The organism is Streptomyces sp. NPDC002306 (assembly GCF_053593435.1).
Map to the genome: position 1 here is coordinate 78,816 of NZ_JBSFCK010000006.1, position 16,884 is coordinate 95,699.

The 16,884-nt window shown below is 72.7% G+C and carries 19 protein-coding genes and 1 pseudogene; 5 read left to right on the forward strand and 15 right to left on the reverse strand.

The window, feature by feature from the left end; all coding sequences use genetic code 11:
• Positions 1 to 82: 82 nt before the first annotated feature.
• The gene (locus ACWCQK_RS14370; RefSeq protein WP_451155424.1) at positions 83 to 970 is read left to right on the forward strand and encodes an RNA polymerase sigma factor SigF; all 888 of its coding nucleotides are present in this window, start codon (positions 83 to 85) and stop codon (positions 968 to 970) included.
• A gap of 114 nt (positions 971 to 1,084) precedes the next feature.
• On the opposite strand, the gene ACWCQK_RS14375 is transcribed toward ACWCQK_RS14370, so the two are convergent.
• The 3 genes from ACWCQK_RS14375 to ACWCQK_RS14385 all read right to left on the reverse strand — a co-directional run bounded on the left by ACWCQK_RS14375 (position 1,085) and on the right by ACWCQK_RS14385 (position 3,477).
• On the reverse strand, positions 1,085 to 1,540 hold the full coding sequence (locus ACWCQK_RS14375) for an ATP-binding protein (RefSeq protein WP_451155425.1): 456 nt from the start codon (positions 1,538 to 1,540) through the stop codon (positions 1,085 to 1,087).
• Between the two features lie 185 nt (positions 1,541 to 1,725).
• A complete protein-coding gene (locus ACWCQK_RS14380) occupies positions 1,726 to 2,136 on the reverse strand; it encodes a hypothetical protein (protein WP_451155426.1) in 411 nt (136 codons plus the stop codon).
• Between the two features lie 408 nt (positions 2,137 to 2,544).
• Entirely contained in the window at positions 2,545 to 3,477 is a 933-nt protein-coding gene (locus ACWCQK_RS14385) for an AraC family transcriptional regulator (RefSeq protein WP_451155427.1), read from the reverse strand.
• 186 nt (positions 3,478 to 3,663) lie between these two features.
• On the opposite strand from ACWCQK_RS14385, the gene ACWCQK_RS14390 reads away from it, so the two are divergent.
• Positions 3,664 to 4,650: an oxidoreductase gene (locus ACWCQK_RS14390; RefSeq protein WP_451155428.1), complete on the forward strand. Its 987-nt coding sequence runs from the start codon at positions 3,664 to 3,666 to the stop codon at positions 4,648 to 4,650.
• Between the two features lie 281 nt (positions 4,651 to 4,931).
• On the opposite strand, the gene mgrA is transcribed toward ACWCQK_RS14390, so the two are convergent.
• Positions 4,932 to 5,924: an L-glyceraldehyde 3-phosphate reductase gene (gene mgrA / locus ACWCQK_RS14395; protein WP_451155429.1), complete on the reverse strand. Its 993-nt coding sequence runs from the start codon at positions 5,922 to 5,924 to the stop codon at positions 4,932 to 4,934.
• A 124-nt stretch (positions 5,925 to 6,048) separates the two neighbouring features.
• Between mgrA and ACWCQK_RS14400 the strand changes: the two genes are divergently transcribed.
• Together ACWCQK_RS14400 and ACWCQK_RS14405 are read left to right on the forward strand one after the other, a co-directional pair.
• Positions 6,049 to 6,945 (forward strand): LysR family transcriptional regulator, encoded by an 897-nt coding sequence (locus tag ACWCQK_RS14400; protein ID WP_451155430.1) that lies wholly within the window; start codon positions 6,049 to 6,051, stop codon positions 6,943 to 6,945.
• A 25-nt stretch (positions 6,946 to 6,970) separates the two neighbouring features.
• Positions 6,971 to 7,486, forward strand: a complete 516-nt coding sequence (locus tag ACWCQK_RS14405) for a mycothiol transferase (protein ID WP_451155431.1) — start codon at positions 6,971 to 6,973, stop codon at positions 7,484 to 7,486.
• Here the strand turns inward: ACWCQK_RS14405 and ACWCQK_RS14410 are convergent.
• From ACWCQK_RS14410 to ACWCQK_RS14430, 5 genes are all read right to left on the reverse strand, one after another.
• The gene (locus ACWCQK_RS14410; protein ID WP_451155432.1) at positions 7,468 to 8,538 is read right to left on the reverse strand and encodes an adenosine deaminase; all 1,071 of its coding nucleotides are present in this window, start codon (positions 8,536 to 8,538) and stop codon (positions 7,468 to 7,470) included. The two genes, ACWCQK_RS14405 and ACWCQK_RS14410, sit on opposite strands and share 19 nt — an antisense overlap.
• Positions 8,539 to 8,717: 179 nt before the next feature.
• Positions 8,718 to 9,113 (reverse strand): VOC family protein, encoded by a 396-nt coding sequence (locus ACWCQK_RS14415; protein WP_451155433.1) that lies wholly within the window; start codon positions 9,111 to 9,113, stop codon positions 8,718 to 8,720.
• A gap of 134 nt (positions 9,114 to 9,247) precedes the next feature.
• Positions 9,248 to 10,153: an aldo/keto reductase gene (locus tag ACWCQK_RS14420; RefSeq protein WP_451155434.1), complete on the reverse strand. Its 906-nt coding sequence runs from the start codon at positions 10,151 to 10,153 to the stop codon at positions 9,248 to 9,250.
• Between the two features lie 111 nt (positions 10,154 to 10,264).
• The gene (locus ACWCQK_RS14425; protein ID WP_451155435.1) at positions 10,265 to 11,458 is read right to left on the reverse strand and encodes an RNA polymerase sigma factor; all 1,194 of its coding nucleotides are present in this window, start codon (positions 11,456 to 11,458) and stop codon (positions 10,265 to 10,267) included.
• Positions 11,458 to 11,808: a YciI family protein gene (locus tag ACWCQK_RS14430; RefSeq protein ID WP_451155436.1), complete on the reverse strand. Its 351-nt coding sequence runs from the start codon at positions 11,806 to 11,808 to the stop codon at positions 11,458 to 11,460. The genes ACWCQK_RS14425 and ACWCQK_RS14430 overlap by 1 nt, the downstream gene beginning before the upstream one ends.
• Before the next feature lie 97 nt (positions 11,809 to 11,905).
• On the opposite strand from ACWCQK_RS14430, the gene ACWCQK_RS14435 reads away from it, so the two are divergent.
• Positions 11,906 to 12,949 carry an acyl-CoA dehydrogenase family protein gene (locus tag ACWCQK_RS14435; protein WP_451155437.1) on the forward strand — a complete coding sequence of 348 codons (1,044 nt, stop codon included), beginning with the start codon at positions 11,906 to 11,908 and terminating at the stop codon, positions 12,947 to 12,949.
• 7 nt (positions 12,950 to 12,956) lie between these two features.
• Here ACWCQK_RS14435 and ACWCQK_RS14440 read toward each other — a convergent pair whose 3' ends face one another.
• The 6 genes and pseudogenes from ACWCQK_RS14440 to ACWCQK_RS14465 form a co-directional block, all read right to left on the reverse strand.
• Positions 12,957 to 14,099, reverse strand: a complete 1,143-nt coding sequence (locus ACWCQK_RS14440; RefSeq protein ID WP_451155438.1) for an LLM class flavin-dependent oxidoreductase — start codon at positions 14,097 to 14,099, stop codon at positions 12,957 to 12,959.
• A 78-nt stretch (positions 14,100 to 14,177) separates the two neighbouring features.
• Positions 14,178 to 15,362 carry an SfnB family sulfur acquisition oxidoreductase gene (locus ACWCQK_RS14445; RefSeq protein WP_451155439.1) on the reverse strand — a complete coding sequence of 395 codons (1,185 nt, stop codon included), beginning with the start codon at positions 15,360 to 15,362 and terminating at the stop codon, positions 14,178 to 14,180.
• Positions 15,363 to 15,366: 4 nt separating this feature from the next.
• Complete coding sequence (gene ssuE / locus ACWCQK_RS14450; protein WP_451155440.1) at positions 15,367 to 15,921, reverse strand: NADPH-dependent FMN reductase; 555 nt, start codon at positions 15,919 to 15,921, stop codon at positions 15,367 to 15,369.
• A gap of 49 nt (positions 15,922 to 15,970) precedes the next feature.
• Positions 15,971 to 16,117, reverse strand: a pseudogene (locus tag ACWCQK_RS14455) (dimethylsulfone monooxygenase SfnG); the annotation flags it as partial.
• 195 nt (positions 16,118 to 16,312) lie between these two features.
• Positions 16,313 to 16,396, reverse strand: coding sequence for a putative leader peptide (locus ACWCQK_RS14460; RefSeq protein WP_451155700.1), 84 nt, complete (start codon positions 16,394 to 16,396; stop codon positions 16,313 to 16,315).
• Positions 16,397 to 16,699: 303 nt separating this feature from the next.
• Complete coding sequence (locus ACWCQK_RS14465; protein ID WP_451155441.1) at positions 16,700 to 16,867, reverse strand: hypothetical protein; 168 nt, start codon at positions 16,865 to 16,867, stop codon at positions 16,700 to 16,702.
• Positions 16,868 to 16,884: the final 17 nt, after the last annotated feature.

Consider the following 16,884-nt stretch of genomic DNA (forward strand, 5'->3'; position numbering starts at 1 on the left):
CCGAGGGGGCCGCCGGTGTCTCGCTGTGCGGGCGGCCGAGGAGGCAGACGGGCGACCGTCACTTTCGTGGGAGGGGTCGGCCATGTCCACCGTCGTGATCCGCTCGGAGGCGGGACGCGCCGAGGAGAGCGCCGCGACCGGCACGGGTGAGGGACCGCTGCCGGGGGTCAGCGACCCGCGGAGCGTGGCTCCCCGCGACGCGCGGGAGCTGTCCCGCCCGTTCTTCCGGCGCCTGGCGGAGCTCGACGAGGGCACGCCCGAGTACCAGTACGCGCGCAACACCCTGATCGAGATGAACATGTCGTTGGTGCGGTTCGCGGCGGGCTGGTTCCGTGGGCGCGGGGACGACATGGAGGACGTCGTCCAGACCGGGATGATCGGTCTGATCAAGGCCATCGACCGGTTCGAGCTGGCGCGCGAGGTGGAGTTCACGTCGTTCGCGGTGCCGTACATCGTCGGCGAGATCAAGCGGTTCTTCCGGGACACCACCTGGGCGGTGCATGTGCCGCGGCGGCTCCAGGAGTTGCGCGTCGAACTGGCCAGGGCGCGCGACGAGCTCGCCGGACGGCTGGACCGGGAGCCGACGGTGGCGGAACTCGCCACCCTGATGAACCTCTCCCACGCCGAGGTGGTCGAGGCGCAGATAGCCTCCAACGGCTACCACTCCACGTCCCTCGACGCCGCGCTCACCGGCGAGGGGACCGAGCGCGGCGAGGCGGTCCTCGCCGACTTCATCGGCGTGGAGGAGGACGGTCTCCGGCTCGTCGAGGACTTCCAGTCGCTCGCCCCGCTCATGGCCGGGCTCGGCGAACGCGACCGCCGGATCCTGCACCTGCGGTTCGTGGAGGAGGCCACCCAGGCGGAGATCGGCGAACGGCTCGGCTGTACCCAGATGCATGTGTCCCGCCTGATCAAGCGGATCATCACACGACTGCGCGAGGGCATGCTGGGTGATGTGGACGACGCCTGATCCGGGGGACCGCGCCTGATCGGGGGGACCACGCCTGGTCCGGCGGACGGGGCGTGATCCGGGGGACGGACCGCGGCCCGTACGGGGTGCGGCCCGGTCGTTCCGCGGCGCGGCTCAAGTCGCGGTCAGCCGCAGTACGGCGCACACGCGTTTGCCGACCGGTACGCGCTCGGCGCTGACCTGTGCGGCCAGCGCGTGCACGATCTCCAGTCCGTGCCGGCCGACGCGCTCGGGGTCACGGGGAAAACGCAGGGGCAGGGCGGCGCTGCTGTCGTAGACGCTCACCGTCACCGCGGCGTCCGTGCCCTCCAGTTCCAGGATGTACGGCCCGTTGCTGTGCCGGTCCGCGTTGGTGACCAGCTCACTCACCACCAGGAGCAGCGCGCCGCTGGTGCGCTCGCCGATCGTGGCGCACCACTCGGTGCGCAGCTGCTCGAGGAAGAGGGCGGCGAAAGCCCGGGCCTCCGCTATGCATCCGGGCTCGCCGGTGAAGTGGGTCGCCCGTCGTAGAGGTTCCACGGGTACATCGAAACCAGTCGGTATCACTGCCCCGCCCAGGTGCTTGGTCATGCGTTTCTCTCTCGGAAGCCGGACTGGCCGGACGCTGCTGCACCTGTGCTCGTACCCCGAGCCGCGCATCGCACTCCCCGTAACCGCTGTCCCTCTTCGGACATACGCCGCGGACCGGGCTCCGGGCACCGCGGACGGTGCCTGGTCGAGGGCTCGTGGCGGCGGTGTGCGGGCCCGGCCGGACGTCAGCCGACCGGCATGACCAGCGCCGGGGCGGCCCGCTGCATCCGCAGCGCGTCGACGGACTCGGCGAGCAGCTCGTACTCGGTGGTGTCGTCGCTGGTGGCGATCCGCACCAGCCGGCCGCCGGCCAGCTCCTCGGCGACCGACTCCTGCCGGTCCACGTCGGCGCACCAGCTCCGCAGCAGCGCGGGCACGTCGGGCGCGCTCGCGGCGACCGGGACGAGCGCGCCCGACGGGAAGTGGGGGCTCTCCGGACTGGGGTCGAGCCGCTCGGCGATCCAGGAGGCCCGGTCGCGCAGCCACCACAGGGCCAGCGCGAGGGTGGGCGCCCGATAAGTACCGAGCGGTACGCCGATACGCCGTCCGTCGCACACGCCGTACGCGGTGACATGGCACAGGAATTCGTCGTGCACGGTTCACTCCCCCGTCGCGTCTGTCGCTTGCCGGTCGGGCCTCGCTTTCCGTGCGGCTCCTGTGCGATGAACTGCCCTTGACATTCGAGTATGTTGACTACTGAAACACTGTCACCATGACTTTCCGGCCACTCTCTTGGCATATTCGCGGTCGCTATTGGCCGAAACGTGACGGGTGGGTTGATCGCCGCTATTACGCGCGAGGTAATCGACCTTTCCGGGGGACCCGGGCATGGTCGATCGCACCGGATTGCAATCATCGAAATCCGGATCCTGACCAGCCCGTACGACCTCGATGGAGACGGATTTCCCCTGCCGCTGACATCGTCCGTCACGAGATCGCGGACGTCCGCGGGAGAAAAAAACAGGTGAACGGGTTTTCCGATGGCCGGCCGCCGGATGGAGCGGTCAGTCCCGGACCGCGCCGTTCCGCGACGCCTCCCGGTAGCGCCGCGGAGCGATACCGACCGTGCGCTTGAAGGCGTTGCTGAAGGCGCTCTCGGAGGTGTAGCCCACCGACCGGGCGAGTGCCGCCACCGGGGTCTCCTCCTCCCGCAGGGCCCGCGCCGCCAGGCTCATGCGCCAGTTGAGGAGGTACGTCAGCGGCGGCACCCCGGCCGCGTCCTTGAAGCGCAGCGCGAAGGTGGTGCGGGACATCGCCGCCGCCCGGGCCAGCTCCTCCAGCTGCCACGGCCGCTCCGGCTCCCCGTGCATAAGGCGCAGGGCCGGGGCGAGCCGCTCGTCGGCGAGGGCGCGCAGCCACCCCGCGGGCAGCCCGTCGGAGTCCGCGAGGCAGACCCGCAGCACCTGGACGAACAGCAGCTGGGCGAGCTGGTCCGAGGCGAACTCGCCGCCGGCCCGGCCCGCCGTCATCTCCGCCAGCAGGTGTCCGATCAGCCAGCTCAGCACCGGCGCCTCGGCCGCGCCGGCCCGGACGTGGATCAGCTGCGGCAGGGCCCGGCGCAGCAGGTCACCGCTGTCCCGGCTGACATCGATGTGGCCCGAGACGCAGACGACGGTCTCGCCGTCACCCAGGTGCGCCATGCGGTCGCGGGGATCCACGTGGACCTCGCCCGCGTCCACCGGCTCCAGGCCCGGGTCGCTGCACAGGACGTAGGAACGTCTGCCGTCGGAGACGACGACGTCGCCCTCCGTGAGCACGACGGACTCCCCGCCCTCCTCGGGGACGAGCAGGCAACTGCCCCGCACCACGGCGTTGACCTTGAGCCTGTCCCGCCCCCGGAGCCTGATGGCCCACGCGCCACCGGCCGTGAAGCCGCCGGAGAACACACAGCGGGCGTCGGCGACCGCGAGGGCGTCGGAGAGGGGATCCACGGACATGCCTGAACTATCACGCAAGTAGTGCGGACTCTCAAGCATTCATCGTCCGGACAGGCGGATCTACGGTGGTCCGGAGAGCTCGCCTCGGCCGTCGGCCGACCGGTGAGCGACCCCTCCCTCCGGATCACCGATCGAGCGCGTCCGCCCGACGCGTCGGTCCAGCTCACCAGCAAGGAGTCCCCGACCATGGCCACTGCCCAGCAGCCGCTTCTCTCCGGCTTCGGCCCCGCGTCCACCGCGGACGACGTCATCAAGGGCGTCGACCTCTCCGGCAAGGTCGCCGTCGTCACAGGAGGCTATTCCGGCATCGGGCTGGAGACGGCCCGCGTGCTGCGTTCCGCGGGCGCCGAGGTCGTCGTACCCGCGCGGGACGTCGACCGGGCCCGGACCGCCCTGAAGGCCGTCGAGGGGGCCGAGGTCGAGCCGCTGGACCTGATGGACCCCGCGTCGGTCGACGCCTTCGCCGAGAGGTTCCTGGCGTCCGGCCGCCCGCTGCACATCCTCGTCAACAGCGCCGGCATCATGGCGACCCCGCTGGCCCGGGACGCCCGCGGTTACGAGTCCCAGTTCGCCACGAACCACCTGGGGCACTTCCAACTGGTCTCCCGGCTGTGGCCCGCGCTGGTCGCGGCCGGCGGGGCACGCGTGGTGGCGCTGTCCTCGCGGGGCTTCCGCTTCTCCCCCGTCGTCCTCGACGACCTGCACTTCGAGCACCGCCCGTACGAGCCCTTCGCCGCGTACGGCCAGTCGAAGACCGCCAACTCCCTGTTCGCCGTCGAGCTGGACCGGCGCGGCCGCGCGGACGACGTGCGGGCCTTCGCCGTGCACCCCGGCACGATCATCGAGACGGGGCTCGCCAAGCACGTGCCCGACGAGACCGTCCGGGCGGCCGGCGCCGTCGACGAGGAGGGGCGTCCCGTGCGGGACCCCGCCCGGCAGCTCAAGACCGTCCCGCAGGGCGCGGCGACCAGCGTCTGGTGTGCCACGAGTCCCCTGCTGACCGGGCTCGGCGGGGTGTACTGCGAGAACAGCGACATCAGCCCGCTGGTCGCCGCGGCGGACGAAGCCGCCTGGCGGGCGGGAGCGGAGACCAGCGGCGTCCTCTGGTACGCCGTCGACCCGGAGGCCGCCACCCGCCTCTGGCACGAGAGCGAACGCCTCACGACAGCCTGAACATCACAGAGCTCGAACCACAGCGAGGACCACCGCGACTCGGGGCCACGACGGCCGACGGGGCTCCGGAGGCGACAATCGCCACCGCCGGACCGACCCCGAGCCCCCTGGCCGGCGGATCGGCCGGGATGCGGCCCACACGGACGGCTCCGGACGCCGTCGGCATCCGGACGGATCCGGATGCCGACGGCCGTCGTGCCGATCGGAGCGGACCGGCTATCGACGGCCGCCGTACCGGGACGGCTGTCGTGTCGGTCAGGTGGTGACCGGCGCGGAGTGGCTCAGCCCTTGATGGCCGCGTCGATGCGCGCCAGCTCCTCCGGGTCGAAGTCGAGGTTGCGGATCGCGCCGACGCTGTCCTCGACCTGCTGGGCGCTGCTCGCGCCGACGAGGGCGGAGGTCACCCGGCCGCCGCGCAGGACCCAGGCCAGGGCCAGCTGGGCCAGGGTCTGGCCGCGCGACTTGGCGATCTCGTCGAGGGCGCGCAGCCGGCCCACGAGGTCCTCGGTGACCGCGTCCGAGTTCAGGAAGGGGCTGCCGCCCGCGGCCCGCGAACCCTCGGGGATGCCGTCGAGGTAGCGGCCGGTCAGCAGGCCCTGCTCCAGCGGGGAGAAGACGATGGAGCCGACCTGGAGCTCGTCGAGCGCGTCCAGCAGACCCTCGTCCTCGGGTCGCCGGTCGAGCATCGAGTAGCGCGGCTGGTGGATGAGCAGCGGGGTGCCCAGCTCGCCGAGGATGCGCGCGGCCTCGCGGGTCTGCTCGGCGGAGTAGTTGGAGAGGCCGACGTAGAGCGCCTTGCCCTGCTGGACCGCCGTGTGCAGCGCGCCCATCGTCTCCTCCAGCGGAGTCTCCGGGTCGGGGCGGTGCGAGTAGAAGATGTCGACGTAGTCCAGGCCCATCCGGGACAGGCTCTGGTCGAGCGAGGACAGCAGGTACTTGCGGGAGCCCCACTCGCCGTAGGGGCCCGGCCACATCAGGTAGCCGGCCTTCGTGGAGATGACCAGTTCGTCGCGGTAGGGCGCGAGGTCCGCCCGGAGCGCCTCGCCGAACGCCGACTCGGCGGCACCGGGCGGCGGCCCGTAGTTGTTGGCCAGGTCGAAGTGCGTGACGCCGAGGTCGAAGGCGCGGCGCAGGATGGCCCGCTGGTTCTCGACCGGGCGGTCCGGGCCGAAGTTGTGCCACAGTCCGAGCGACAGCGCGGGGAGCTTGAGGCCGCTGCGTCCGGTGCGCCGGTAGGGCATGTCCGCGTAACGGTCGGGGTGTGCGGTGTACAACGCGACTCCATCAGGGTTGGCACAGGCGATCAGGTTCAGGGAACCCGTACCTACTCTCGCTCGCTCCGCGGGCAGTGGTCCAACAGAAGAATCCGATGGAATTCAGCGGATACGCTTCTCAATCATGGAACTGCGTCATCTCCAGCATTTCGTCGCCGTCGCCGAGGACCAGCACTTCACCCGGGCCGCCGAGCGGCTGCTGGTGTCCCAGTCCGGTCTGTCGGCCTCGATCCGGGCCCTGGAGCGGGAACTGCGGGCCCCGCTGTTCGTGCGCACCACCCGCCGGGTGACGCTGACCGAGGCGGGGCGGGCGCTCCTCGCCGAGGCGGAGCGGATCCTGGCCCAGGTCAGGTCCGCGCACGAGGCGGTGGCCGCGGTGCAGGGCGTGCTGCGCGGCACGCTGGCGCTCGGCACCGAGCAGTGCATCGCCGGGGTGAACGTGGCGTCGCTGCTCGCCACCTTCCGTCGGCGCCATCCCGACGTGGAGATCCAGCTGCGTCAGACCGGGTCGGGCGCGCTGGCCGAGGAGGTGGCGGCGGGGCGGCTGGACCTGGCGTTCGCCTACCGGACGGAGGCGGATGGCGACCAGTTGCGTTCCGTGTCGCTGGCCGGTGAGCCGATGACGCTGCTGTGCCACCCCGACCACCGGCTGGCCGCGGCCGGTGCCGCGGTGACGCCGCGTGAGGTCGGCGGCGAGGTCTTCGTGGACTTCCACCCGGACTGGGGCTCGCGCCGCGCCACGGACGCCGCGCTGGCCGCGGCCGGGGTGCGCCGGAGCGTCGCGCTGGAGGTGAACGACGTGCACAGTCTGCTCGACCTGGTCGACGAGAACCTCGGTGTCGCCGTCGTGCCCCGCCACTTCCGGCACAAGCGCGAGTCGCTCACCGCGCTGCCGCTGGAGGGCACCGGCGAGGCGGTGTACGAGACGGTCGCCCTGCTGCCGTCCCCGCAGGCCACCAGTCCCGCGGCACGGGCGCTGATGGCGCTGCTGGAGACAGGCGGCGAAACGGGGAGCGCGTGAGCGCGGGCTGCGCGATGGTGGACGTATGCAAGCAAGGGACGTCCTCATCGACGCGTACGACCGTATCCGGGAAGAGGTCCACGCCGTGGTCGACGGGCTGGGCCCCGACGACCTCAACGCGCGCCCCGGACCGGACGCCAACTCCATCGCGTGGCTGGTCTGGCACCTCGCCCGGGTCCAGGACGACCATGTGGCCGACGCCTTCGACCTGGACCAGGTGTGGGTGTCCAAGGAGTGGGAGAAACGCTTCGGCCTCGACCTGCCGCGCGGCGACATCGGCTACGGGCACTCCTCCGCGCAGGTCGCCGAGGTGCGCGTCGACTCCGGCGACCTGCTGACCGGCTATTACGACGCCGTGCACGAGCAGAGCCTCCGGGCCCTGCGCGCCCTGGCCGCCAAGGACCTGGAGCGCGTCGTCGACACCCGCTGGGATCCGCCGGTCACCCTGGGCGTGCGGCTGGTCAGCGTCCTGTCCGACGATCTCCAGCACGTCGGACAGGCCGCGTACGTCCGGGGGCTGATTCAGAGCGCGGCGGCGTAGCCCGGCAGGACGACGTCCTCGATGAGGGCCTTGCGCTCGTCGAACGGGAGGAACGCGCTCTTGGCGGCGTTCACCGTGACCGTGCGCAGGTCCTCGACGCTCCAGCCCGCCTCCGCGACGAGCAGCGACATCTCGCGGGTCATCGTCGTGCCGGACACCAGACGGTTGTCGGTGTTGAGGGTGACCCGGAAGCCCAGGTCCTTCAGCGCCGTGATCGGGTGTGCGGCGATCGAGGTGGCGGCGCCGGTCTGGAGGTTGGACGTCGGGCACATCTCCAGGGCGATACGGCGGTCGCGCACCCAGCCGGCCAGCCGGCCGAGCTTGCCGTCGACGATGTCCTCGGTGATGCGCACGCCGTGGCCTATGCGCTGGGCGCCGCACACCTGGAGGGCCTGGTGGATGCTGGGCAGCCCGTGGGCCTCGCCGGCGTGGATGGTGAACGGCACGCTCTCACGGCGCAGGTGCTCGAAGGCGGCCAGGTGGTCGGCGGGCGGGAAGCCGTCCTCGGCGCCGGCGATGTCGAAGCCGACGACGCCGGCGTCGCGGAACGCCACCACCAGGTCGGCGATCTCACGGGTGCGCTCGAACATCCGCATCCCGCACAGCAGCGTGCCGACCCGGACCGGGGTGCCCGCCGCCGCGGCCTTGGCCATGCCGGCCGCGAGGCCCTGCTGCACGGTCTCGACGACCTCGGGCAGGGTCAGTCCGCCGTTGAGCATGAGCTCGGGCGCGTAGCGCACCTCCGCGTAAGCGACGCCGTCCGCGGCCAGGTCGAGGACGTACTCCTCGGCGGTGCGCAGCAGGCCCTCGCGGTTCTGCATCACGGCGAGGGTGTGCTCGAACGTGGCGATGTAGCGGACCAGGTCGCCGGAGTTGGCGGCCTCGTAGTACCAGGCGGCGAGCGCGTCGGGGTCGGTGGTCGGCAGGGTGTGGCCGACCTCGGCCGCGAGCTCCACCACGGTGGCGGGGCGCAGACCGCCGTCGAGGTGGTCGTGCAGCACGACCTTGGGGAGGCGGCGGAGGGTGTCGACGTCAGGGCGGGCGGCGGTCATGGGCGGTCTTTCTGTGACGGGCGGAACGAGGTGGCGCGCGGCCGGGTGAAGCGACGGCGCGCGGCCGGGTGAAGCGAGGTGGCGCGGCGGCCGGGCGGAACGTGGGCGCGCGCGGGCGGGCGGAACTGCCGCTGCACGGCCGGGGCGGGCCGGACGGGCCGCTGGAGGGCGGGGACGGCCTACTGGACGGCGGGCTGGAGCAGGTCCCAGCGGTTGCCGTAGAGGTCCTGGAAGACGGCGACCGAGCCGTACGGCTCGTGGCGCGGCTCCTCCAGGAAGGTCACGCCGGCGGCGCTCATCCGGGCGTGGTCGCGGGCGAAGTCGTCGGTGTGCAGGAAGAAGCCCACACGCCCGCCCGTCTGGTCGCCGACCCGGCCGCGCTGTGCGTCGTCCTTGGCCCGGGCGAGCAGCAGCCCGGTGCCCGCTCCCCCGGTCCCGGGTTCGACGACGACCCAGCGGGATCCGTCCGGGCGCGGGGCGTCCTCGACGAGGCGGAATCCGAGCGCCTCGGTATAGAAGCGGATCGCCTCGTCGTAGTCGTCGACGACGAGGGTGACCAGGGCGATGCGAGTCATCGGGGCCTTCCGGTACGGGTGATTGACGGGTGAGGTTATACGTAAAACCCGGCGCATGCCAAACACCCGCGCAAGCGCCTCCGTCACGTCGGCCGGGACGCCTCTTCGAACGGGGCAGAGTCGCGCCGTCCCGGTCAGCCGGACGTCCGCCGCAGCGCGTCGAGCCGGCGCACCTCTTCGTCCGTCAGGTGCAGAGCGCCCGCCGCCACGTTCTCCACGAGGTGGTCGGGGTCGCCGGTGCCGGGGATGGCGAGGACGTGCGGACCCTGACGCAGGGTCCAGGCGAGGCGGACCTGGGCGGGGCTCGCGCCGTGCGCGCGGGCGACGGCGAGCACCTCCTCGTCGTGCGCGCCGGCCGCGCCCCGGGCGCCGCCGTCCCCGGCGATGGCGAAGAACGGCACGAAGGCGATGCCCTGTTCGCCGCAGAGCCGCAGGATCTCGTCGGTCGCGGGCTCGTGGAAGTCCAGGCCGTACCGGTTCTGCACGCTCACCACCGGGGCGATGGCCAGCGCTTCGGCCAGATGCCGGGGTGCGACGTCGGAGAGTCCGAGATGCCGCACCAGGCCCGCCGTGCGCAGCTCGGCGAGCGCGCCGAAGTGTTCGGCGACGGAGTCCTGGCGCATACGCCGCAGATAGACGAGGTCGAGGTGGTCGCGGCCCAGCTGGCGCAGGTTCTCCTCGACCTGGCCGCGCAGTTCCTCGGGCCGGGCCGCGGGGCCCCACGCGCCCGCGTGGTCACGGAACGGGCCGACCTTCGTGGCGATGACGAGGTCGTCGGCGTACGGGGATAGCGCGCTGTTGATCAGTTCGTTGGCCGAGCGCAGCGAGGAGAAGTAGAAGGCGGCCGTGTCGATGTGGTTCACGCCGAGTTCGACGGCCTTGCGCAGGACGGCCAGGGCGCGGCCGCGGTCGCTGGGGACGCCGTGGTGGAAGGCCGCGCTGCCCGTCAGCCGCATCGCGCCGAAGCCGATGCGACGGACGGACAGGTCGCCGAGTGGCCGGCTGCCCGCGGCATCTGCGGTGATCGTCCGTGAGGTCATCGGCGGAGTCTGGCACACACCGGCCGGCGGCAGGCCGGAAGCGGAGTGGAACGGAAGCGGTGGGACGGGCGGGCGGCGGCACCGGCGGCCATCACGTTCCGGGACTCTTGGTCACATCGCGCGTTCGAGTTCCGCGCGTCGGCGTTCGAGGTGCGCGCGTTCCGCCGGGCTCGCGGTGAACGCGATCGCCGCCTCGTACGCCCTGACGGCCTCGGCGGGCCGGTCCAGGCGGCGCAGCAGGTCGGCGCGGACCGCGTGGAAGACGTGGTAGTTGTCGAGGCCGAGGCCGTCCAGCAGGTCGAGCGCCGGACCGGGGCCCCGTACCTCGGCGACCGCGACGGCCCGGTTCAGGGCGACGACCGGGCTGGGGGCGAGGGCGGTCAGCTGGTCGTAGAGCCGCAGGATCTGTCCCCAGTCCGTGGCGGCGGCGGTCGGCGCGTCGCTGTGCACCGCGTTCACGGCGGCCTGGATCTGGTACGGGCCGGGGCGGCCACGGCGCAGGCAGCGGCGGACGAGATCCTGCCCCTCGGCGATCAGCTCGCGGTCCCACCGGGTGCGGTCCTGCTCGGGCAGCGGGACCAGCGCGCCCTCGGCGCCGATGCGGGCCGGCCGACGGGACTCGGTCAGCAGCATCAGCGCGAGCAGCCCGGTGACCTCGGGTTCGTCCGGCATCAGCGCCGCCAGGAGCCGGCCCAGGCGCACCGCCTCGGCGCACAGGGCGGGATCCCCGGTGTACCCCTCGTTGAAGATCAGGTAGACGACGGCCAGGACGCCCTTCAGCCGGTCGGGGAGGTCCGCGTCGCGCGGCACCCGGTACGGGATCCGGGCGTCGCGGATCTTGGCCTTGGCGCGGACCAGTCGCTGGGCCATCGTCGGCTCGGGGACCAGGAAGGCGCGCGCGATCTGCGCGGTGCCGAGGCCTCCGAGCAGGCGCAGGGTCAGCGCCACCTGGGCCCGCGGGGCGAGCGCGGGGTGGCAGCAGGTGAAGATCAGCCGGAGCCGGTCGTCGCGCACGGGCCCCTCCTCGGCGGGCGGATCGAGGGCGTGGAGCCGGGCCGCCTCGGCCTGGCGGGCGTCCCGGGTGGACTCGCGCCGCAGCCGGTCGACGGCCCGGTTGCGGGCCGTGGTGATGATCCAGCCCGCCGGGCTCGGTGGCGCGCCGGTCTCCGGCCAGCGTCGTACCGCCGTGGCGAAGGCGTCCTGGACGGCCTCCTCGGCGAGGTCGATGTCACCGAGGAAGCGGACCAGGACGGCCACTGCGCGCCCGTACTCCGCGCGGAAGACGGCTTCGACGTCCAGCGGCATCAGGCCTCGCCCAGGAACGGGCGCACCTCGATGGGGAGGGTGGTGGCCCAGGTCGCCCGGCGGCCCCAGTGCAGGGCCGCGTCCAGGTCGGGTGCCTTGATCAGACAGATGCCGCCCAGGTACTCCTTGCCCTCGGCGTACGGCCCGTCGGTGACCAGGACGTCGCCGTCCGCGGGCCGCAGCACGGTGGCCGTCTCCGTGCCGTGCAGTCCGCCCGCGAAGACCCAGGCGCCCGCCTCGCGCAGTTCCTGGTGGAAGACCTCCAGGTTGCGGCCGATCTCCGCCATCCCCTCGGGCGACGGGGGTTCTCCGTCGGTGGGTGTGATCACGCTGAGCAGGTAGTACTTCATGACGGCCTCCTGGACGTCGGGCGTTGTCCCACCTCCTACACGAACGGCGGCCGGGCGGAACGACATCCCGCGCCACGACACCGGAAGAATCTTCCGCATGACCGACGCACCGCACCCGCTCGTCAGCCGCGCCCGCCGTCTCGCGGACGACCTCCTCGCCCCGCACGCCGAGCGCGTCGACCAGGAGGGCGTGCCCGCGAGCCATGTCGAGGCCGTCAAACGCTCGGGGCTGCTCGGGGTGAACGCGCCGCGCGAGTACGGCGGCTCGGCGGCACCCGGCGCCGTGGTGCGGGAGACGGCGGAGATCCTCGCCGGGGCGTGCTGCTCGACCTGGTTCGTGCAGACGCAGCACCACACGCCGGTGCTGACCCTGGCCAAGTCGCAGCTTCCGGTGCGTGAGCGGCTGCTGGGACCGCTGGCGGCCGGGGAACTGCTGTCCGGGGTGGCGTACGCGCATCTGCGCGCCCATCCGCGGACGCCGGTGCGGGTCACCCGGGAGCGGGGCGGCCGGCGCTTCGACGGGAGCGTGCCCTGGTACACGGGGTGGGGCCTGAACGACGTGATGCTGCTGGCAGGGGTGACCGACGAGGACGAGGCGCTGTTCGCCTTCGTCGAGGCGCGGGAGCAGCCGGGCCTGCGGGCGTCGCCGCCGATGCGGCTGGCGGCGCTCACCGCCGCGCGCACGGTGTCCCTGGAGCTGGACGGCCTGTGGCTGCCGGAGGAGGCCGTGGTCCTGTGCGCGCCCTACGACCGGTGGGCCGCCACGGACCGGGCGAAGGCGGTGAACGCCTCACCCGCGGTGTTCGGGGTCGCGCGGGCGGCGCTCGACCTGCTGGACGAGGACACCGCGGGCCCGCTGCGCACCCGTCTCGAGGAGGTGCGGCGCCTCGCCTACGACCTCGCCGACCATCCCCTGGCGCACGAGCATCTGACGGACCGGCTCGCCCTCAGGACGCGGGCGTTCGAGGTGCTGCGGGCGGCCACCACGGCGGCGGTGGTGGCCGGCGGCGGGCGCGCGATGGCCCTGACCAGCAAGGCCCAACGCCTCGCCAGGGAGGGCCTGTTCCTGCTGGTCCAGGGCCAGACGGCACAGTCCCGGCGGGCGCATCTGGACGCGCTGGCCGGCCGGGCGGCCGACTGAAGGCCGCTCAGGAGGCGAAGGGCACCTGCACGGCCGGCTCGGCGGCCTGTGCGGCCGGATGACGCCACACACCGTCCGCGGCCAGCCTCGGCAGCACTCCCTCCCCGAACCAGTACGCCTCCTCCAGGTGCGGATAGCCGGACAGCACGAACTCCTCGATGCCGAGCGCCGCGTACTCCCGGATCCGCTCGGCGACCTCCGCGTGGCTGCCCACCAGCGCCGTGCCCGCGCCCCCGCGGACCAGTCCGATGCCCGCCCACAGGTTGGGGTGGATCTCCAGTCCGTCGCGGCCGCCGCCGTGCAGCGCCAGCATCCGCCGCTGCCCCTCGGACTCGCTGCGCGCCAGCCCGGCCTGTACGGACCTCACCGTCTCCGGGTCGAAGCCGTCGAGCAGCCGGTGCGCCTCCGCCCAGGCCTGTTCGGCGGTGTCCCGGGTGATGACGTGCAGCCGGATGCCGAAGCGCAGGGTGCGGCCCTCCCGCGCGGCCAGCGCCCTGATCCACGCGATCTTCTCGGCGACCTGCGCGGGCGGCTCGCCCCAGGTGAGATAGACGTCCGCGTACCGGGCGGCGACCTCACCGGCGACCGGCGAGGACCCGCCGAAGTACACCTCGGGTACTGGATCCGGCACCCGCGCCAGCCTCGCGTCCTCGACCCGGAGATGCTCGCCGACCAGATCGACGGTCCCGCCCTCCCACAACTCCCGTACGACGGAGAGGAACTCGCCGTTACGGCGGTAGCGCGCGTCCTTGTCGAGGAAGTCGCCGTAGGCGCGCTGCTCGTGGCTCTCGCCGCCCGTGACGACGTTCAGGAGCAGTCGTCCGCCGGTCTGCCGCTGGTAGGTGGAGGCCATCTGCGCGGCGAGGGTGGGCGAGACGAAGCCGGGACGGAATGCGACGAGGAACTTGAGGCGCTCCGTGTGCTGGCTGACCATCGCGGTGGTGAGCCAGGCGTCCTCGCACCAGGCGCCGGTGGGGGTCAGCGCGCCGACGAAGCCGAGGTCCTCGGCGGCACGGGCGATCTGGCTCAGATAGGCGACCGTCGGCGGCCGGTCCCGTCCGGAGGCGGTCGCCGGGGTGCCGTGGCCGCCGCCGACGATATGGCGGCTGTCACCGTTGGTGGGCAGGAACCAGTGGAAGGTGAGGGACACGTGGGGTCTCCGATCGGGACGGTCGGCCGCGGCGGCTCACGGCGGCCCGTGGCCGGTCCGCGTTCCGGCCGCGTTCGGCTAGAGCAGGCCGTGGCGGGGCGGTTTCGTTCCGTTGAGCACGTACCGGCCGATGTGCTGGATCTTCCAGCGGGTCGGGTCGTGCAGGGTGTGGGTGCGGGCGTCGCGCCAGTGCCGGTGCAGATTCAGGGAGTTGAGCGCGGAGCGGGTACCCGACAGCTCGAACAGCGCGTCGGCGACCTCGACCGCGGTGAGCGCGGCCTGGACCTTGGCGACGGCCACGGCGATCGACGCCTCGGCCGCCGTGTCGTCGGTGAGGTCGGCGTGCGCCGCGTCCACGGCACGGGCCGCCTCCCGCAGCAACGCCTCTGACGCCCTTACCCGCACGGCGAGTTCACCGAACCGCTGGATGAGCAGGGGGTCCTCGGCGGCGGTCTCGACACCGCTCTCGAACCACGGCCTGCTCTTCGTCCGTACGAACCGCGCGGCCTCGGTGAGCGCTCCCCCGGCGATCCCCGCGTCGATCGCCGCGTGCAGCAACTGGGCCACCGCGCCATGCAGTTGCGGCCCCTCGAAGGTGAGGTGATGGGGCAGGACGCGGTCGGCGGGGACCGGTACACCGTCGAGCCGGACGGTTCCGCTGGCGGTCGTGCGCTGGCCCATGCCGTCCCAGTCGTCGGCCACCGTGAGGCCGGGGGCGTCGCGCGGCACGTACGCCACGTGCAGCAGGTCGTCCTCGGTGCGGGCCAGTACGGGGATCCAGTCGGCGAACAGGGCACCGGTGCAGTAGTGCTTGACGCCGGTGAGGACGTACGAGCCGTCGGGCCGCGCGGCGAGGCGGGTGCGGATGTCCTGGACGTGCCGGGTACCCGCCTCCGACTGGGCGTTGCCGAAGCGGCGCCCGGCGAGCAGTTCGGCGAAGAAGAACTTCCGCTGCTCCGGGGTGCCTTGGCGACGGATCACGTTGACGTAGGCGAAGTGACTCTGCGGGATCTGGGCGAGGCTGCCGTCGGCGGAGCCCAGCAGCCGGAAGATCTCCGCGAGGGTCCGGGCGCGGACGTCGGCGCCGCCGTGCTCGGCGGGCACGGTGACGGCGAGCAGCCCGGAGGCGGACAACCGGTCCACCTCGGCGCGCGGGAGCCTGCGGGCGAGGTCGCGCTCCGAGGCGCCCGCGCGGAACTCGTCGGCCAGGGCCGTCGCGACCGCGACGGCCTCGGCGTCGTCGCTGATGACATGGGCGCTCATGGGCTCAGCTCGCCGCGGCCAGCAGCGGGGTGCGGCCCAGCGCGGCCGAGAACTGGTCGACGACCTGGGTGAGTGCCTCCGCCGCGCCGGGGGCGACGGTCAGCGAGCCGTTCTCGTGCACGGTGATGTCCGTGTCGAGGGTGAACCAGCCCGGCACGATGTGCGTCGCACCCATGGAACTGAGCACCGGCCGCAGCGCGTAGTCGATGGCCAGGACGTGCGCGACGGAACCGCCGGTGGCCAGCGGCAGCACGGTCTTGCCGGTGAGGGCGTACTGCGGGAGCAGGTCGAGGAGCGCCTTGAGGACACCGGAGTACGACGCCTTGTAGACGGGGGTGCCGACGACGACGCCGTCGGCGCGGGCAAACAGTTCGGTGGCCTCGACGATCGCCGGGTGCCGGAAGTCCGCGCCGAGCAGTGCCTCGGCGGGGACGGTGCGGATGTCGAGGGGGATCACCTCGTGACCCTGTGCGCTCAGCCGCTGGTCGAGGTGGCGCAGCAGGCGGTTGGTGCGGGAGGAGACGGACGGACTGCCGGAGACGGACAGGACGGTGGCCATGGTGCCTCTTTCGGGACGGCGGGACGCTGGACGCGGCGGGCGGTGCGGATCAGGCGGGCGCGGGGAGCGATGCGGGCTCGCTGTCCGGGAGTCGCGCCTCCAGTTCGCGGACCAGGGGCGGCACCCGCCGGCCGAAGTACTCGACCTCCTCGTGGTGGTGCGGGAAGCCCAGCGGGAGGAGGTCGACGCCCAGCCGCCCGAGTTTCACGGGCCCTACGGGCCTACGGAACTCCAGTGGCGAATTCTGGAACGCCGAATTCACCCGGGGCGGTGTCCGGCGTGGTGATCTCCGCGTTCGGGCAACGGCGGGCTACACGGGTCTGCCCGACGGCTCAGAGAGGGAAGGGAACGCGGCGGAAAAGCGGTGAAAGGCCGCGCGGCGAAGTGGTGTTCAGGCCGCGGTGCGACAGGAGGCGCTGGAGACGCGCGCGAGGTCGACATGGCGTCGCCGCGTGAGGTCCAGTCGCTTCATCATGCCGTCGATCGTGACAGCCAGCGTTCGAGACAGTCAAGGGGAACCTGACCGGTCTCGTATCGCGGACTATTTCGTTTCACGACGGGCGACGGGGAAACCCTTCGCCCCGGCGGGAATTCGCCCGCACGGTGTCGGCATGCGGCAGGAACAGCTGGAATCCGGAATACGACGGGCGAGGCGATGACGAGGACGGCGAGGACGGCGGTGCCCGACCGTGCGTCCCACGCGGTCGGGCACCGCCGTCCTCAGCCGCCGTCCTCAGCCGCCGTGTTCAGTTGCCGTCGTCGTCCTCGGTCGTCGTGCTCAGTCGTCGTCGTGTCGGGGGACCACCACGAGGTAGGCGTCCGACTTCAGATCCATCACCACGGTCGCGGGCTCGCCCTGCGCGCGGCGGGCCGCCGCGTACTCCTCCGCGGGCCAGGAGCCTCGCGGTGCTCCCGCGGGAAAGCGCTGCAACACCTTCGCGCCCATAGCGGCGGTCACCTCCG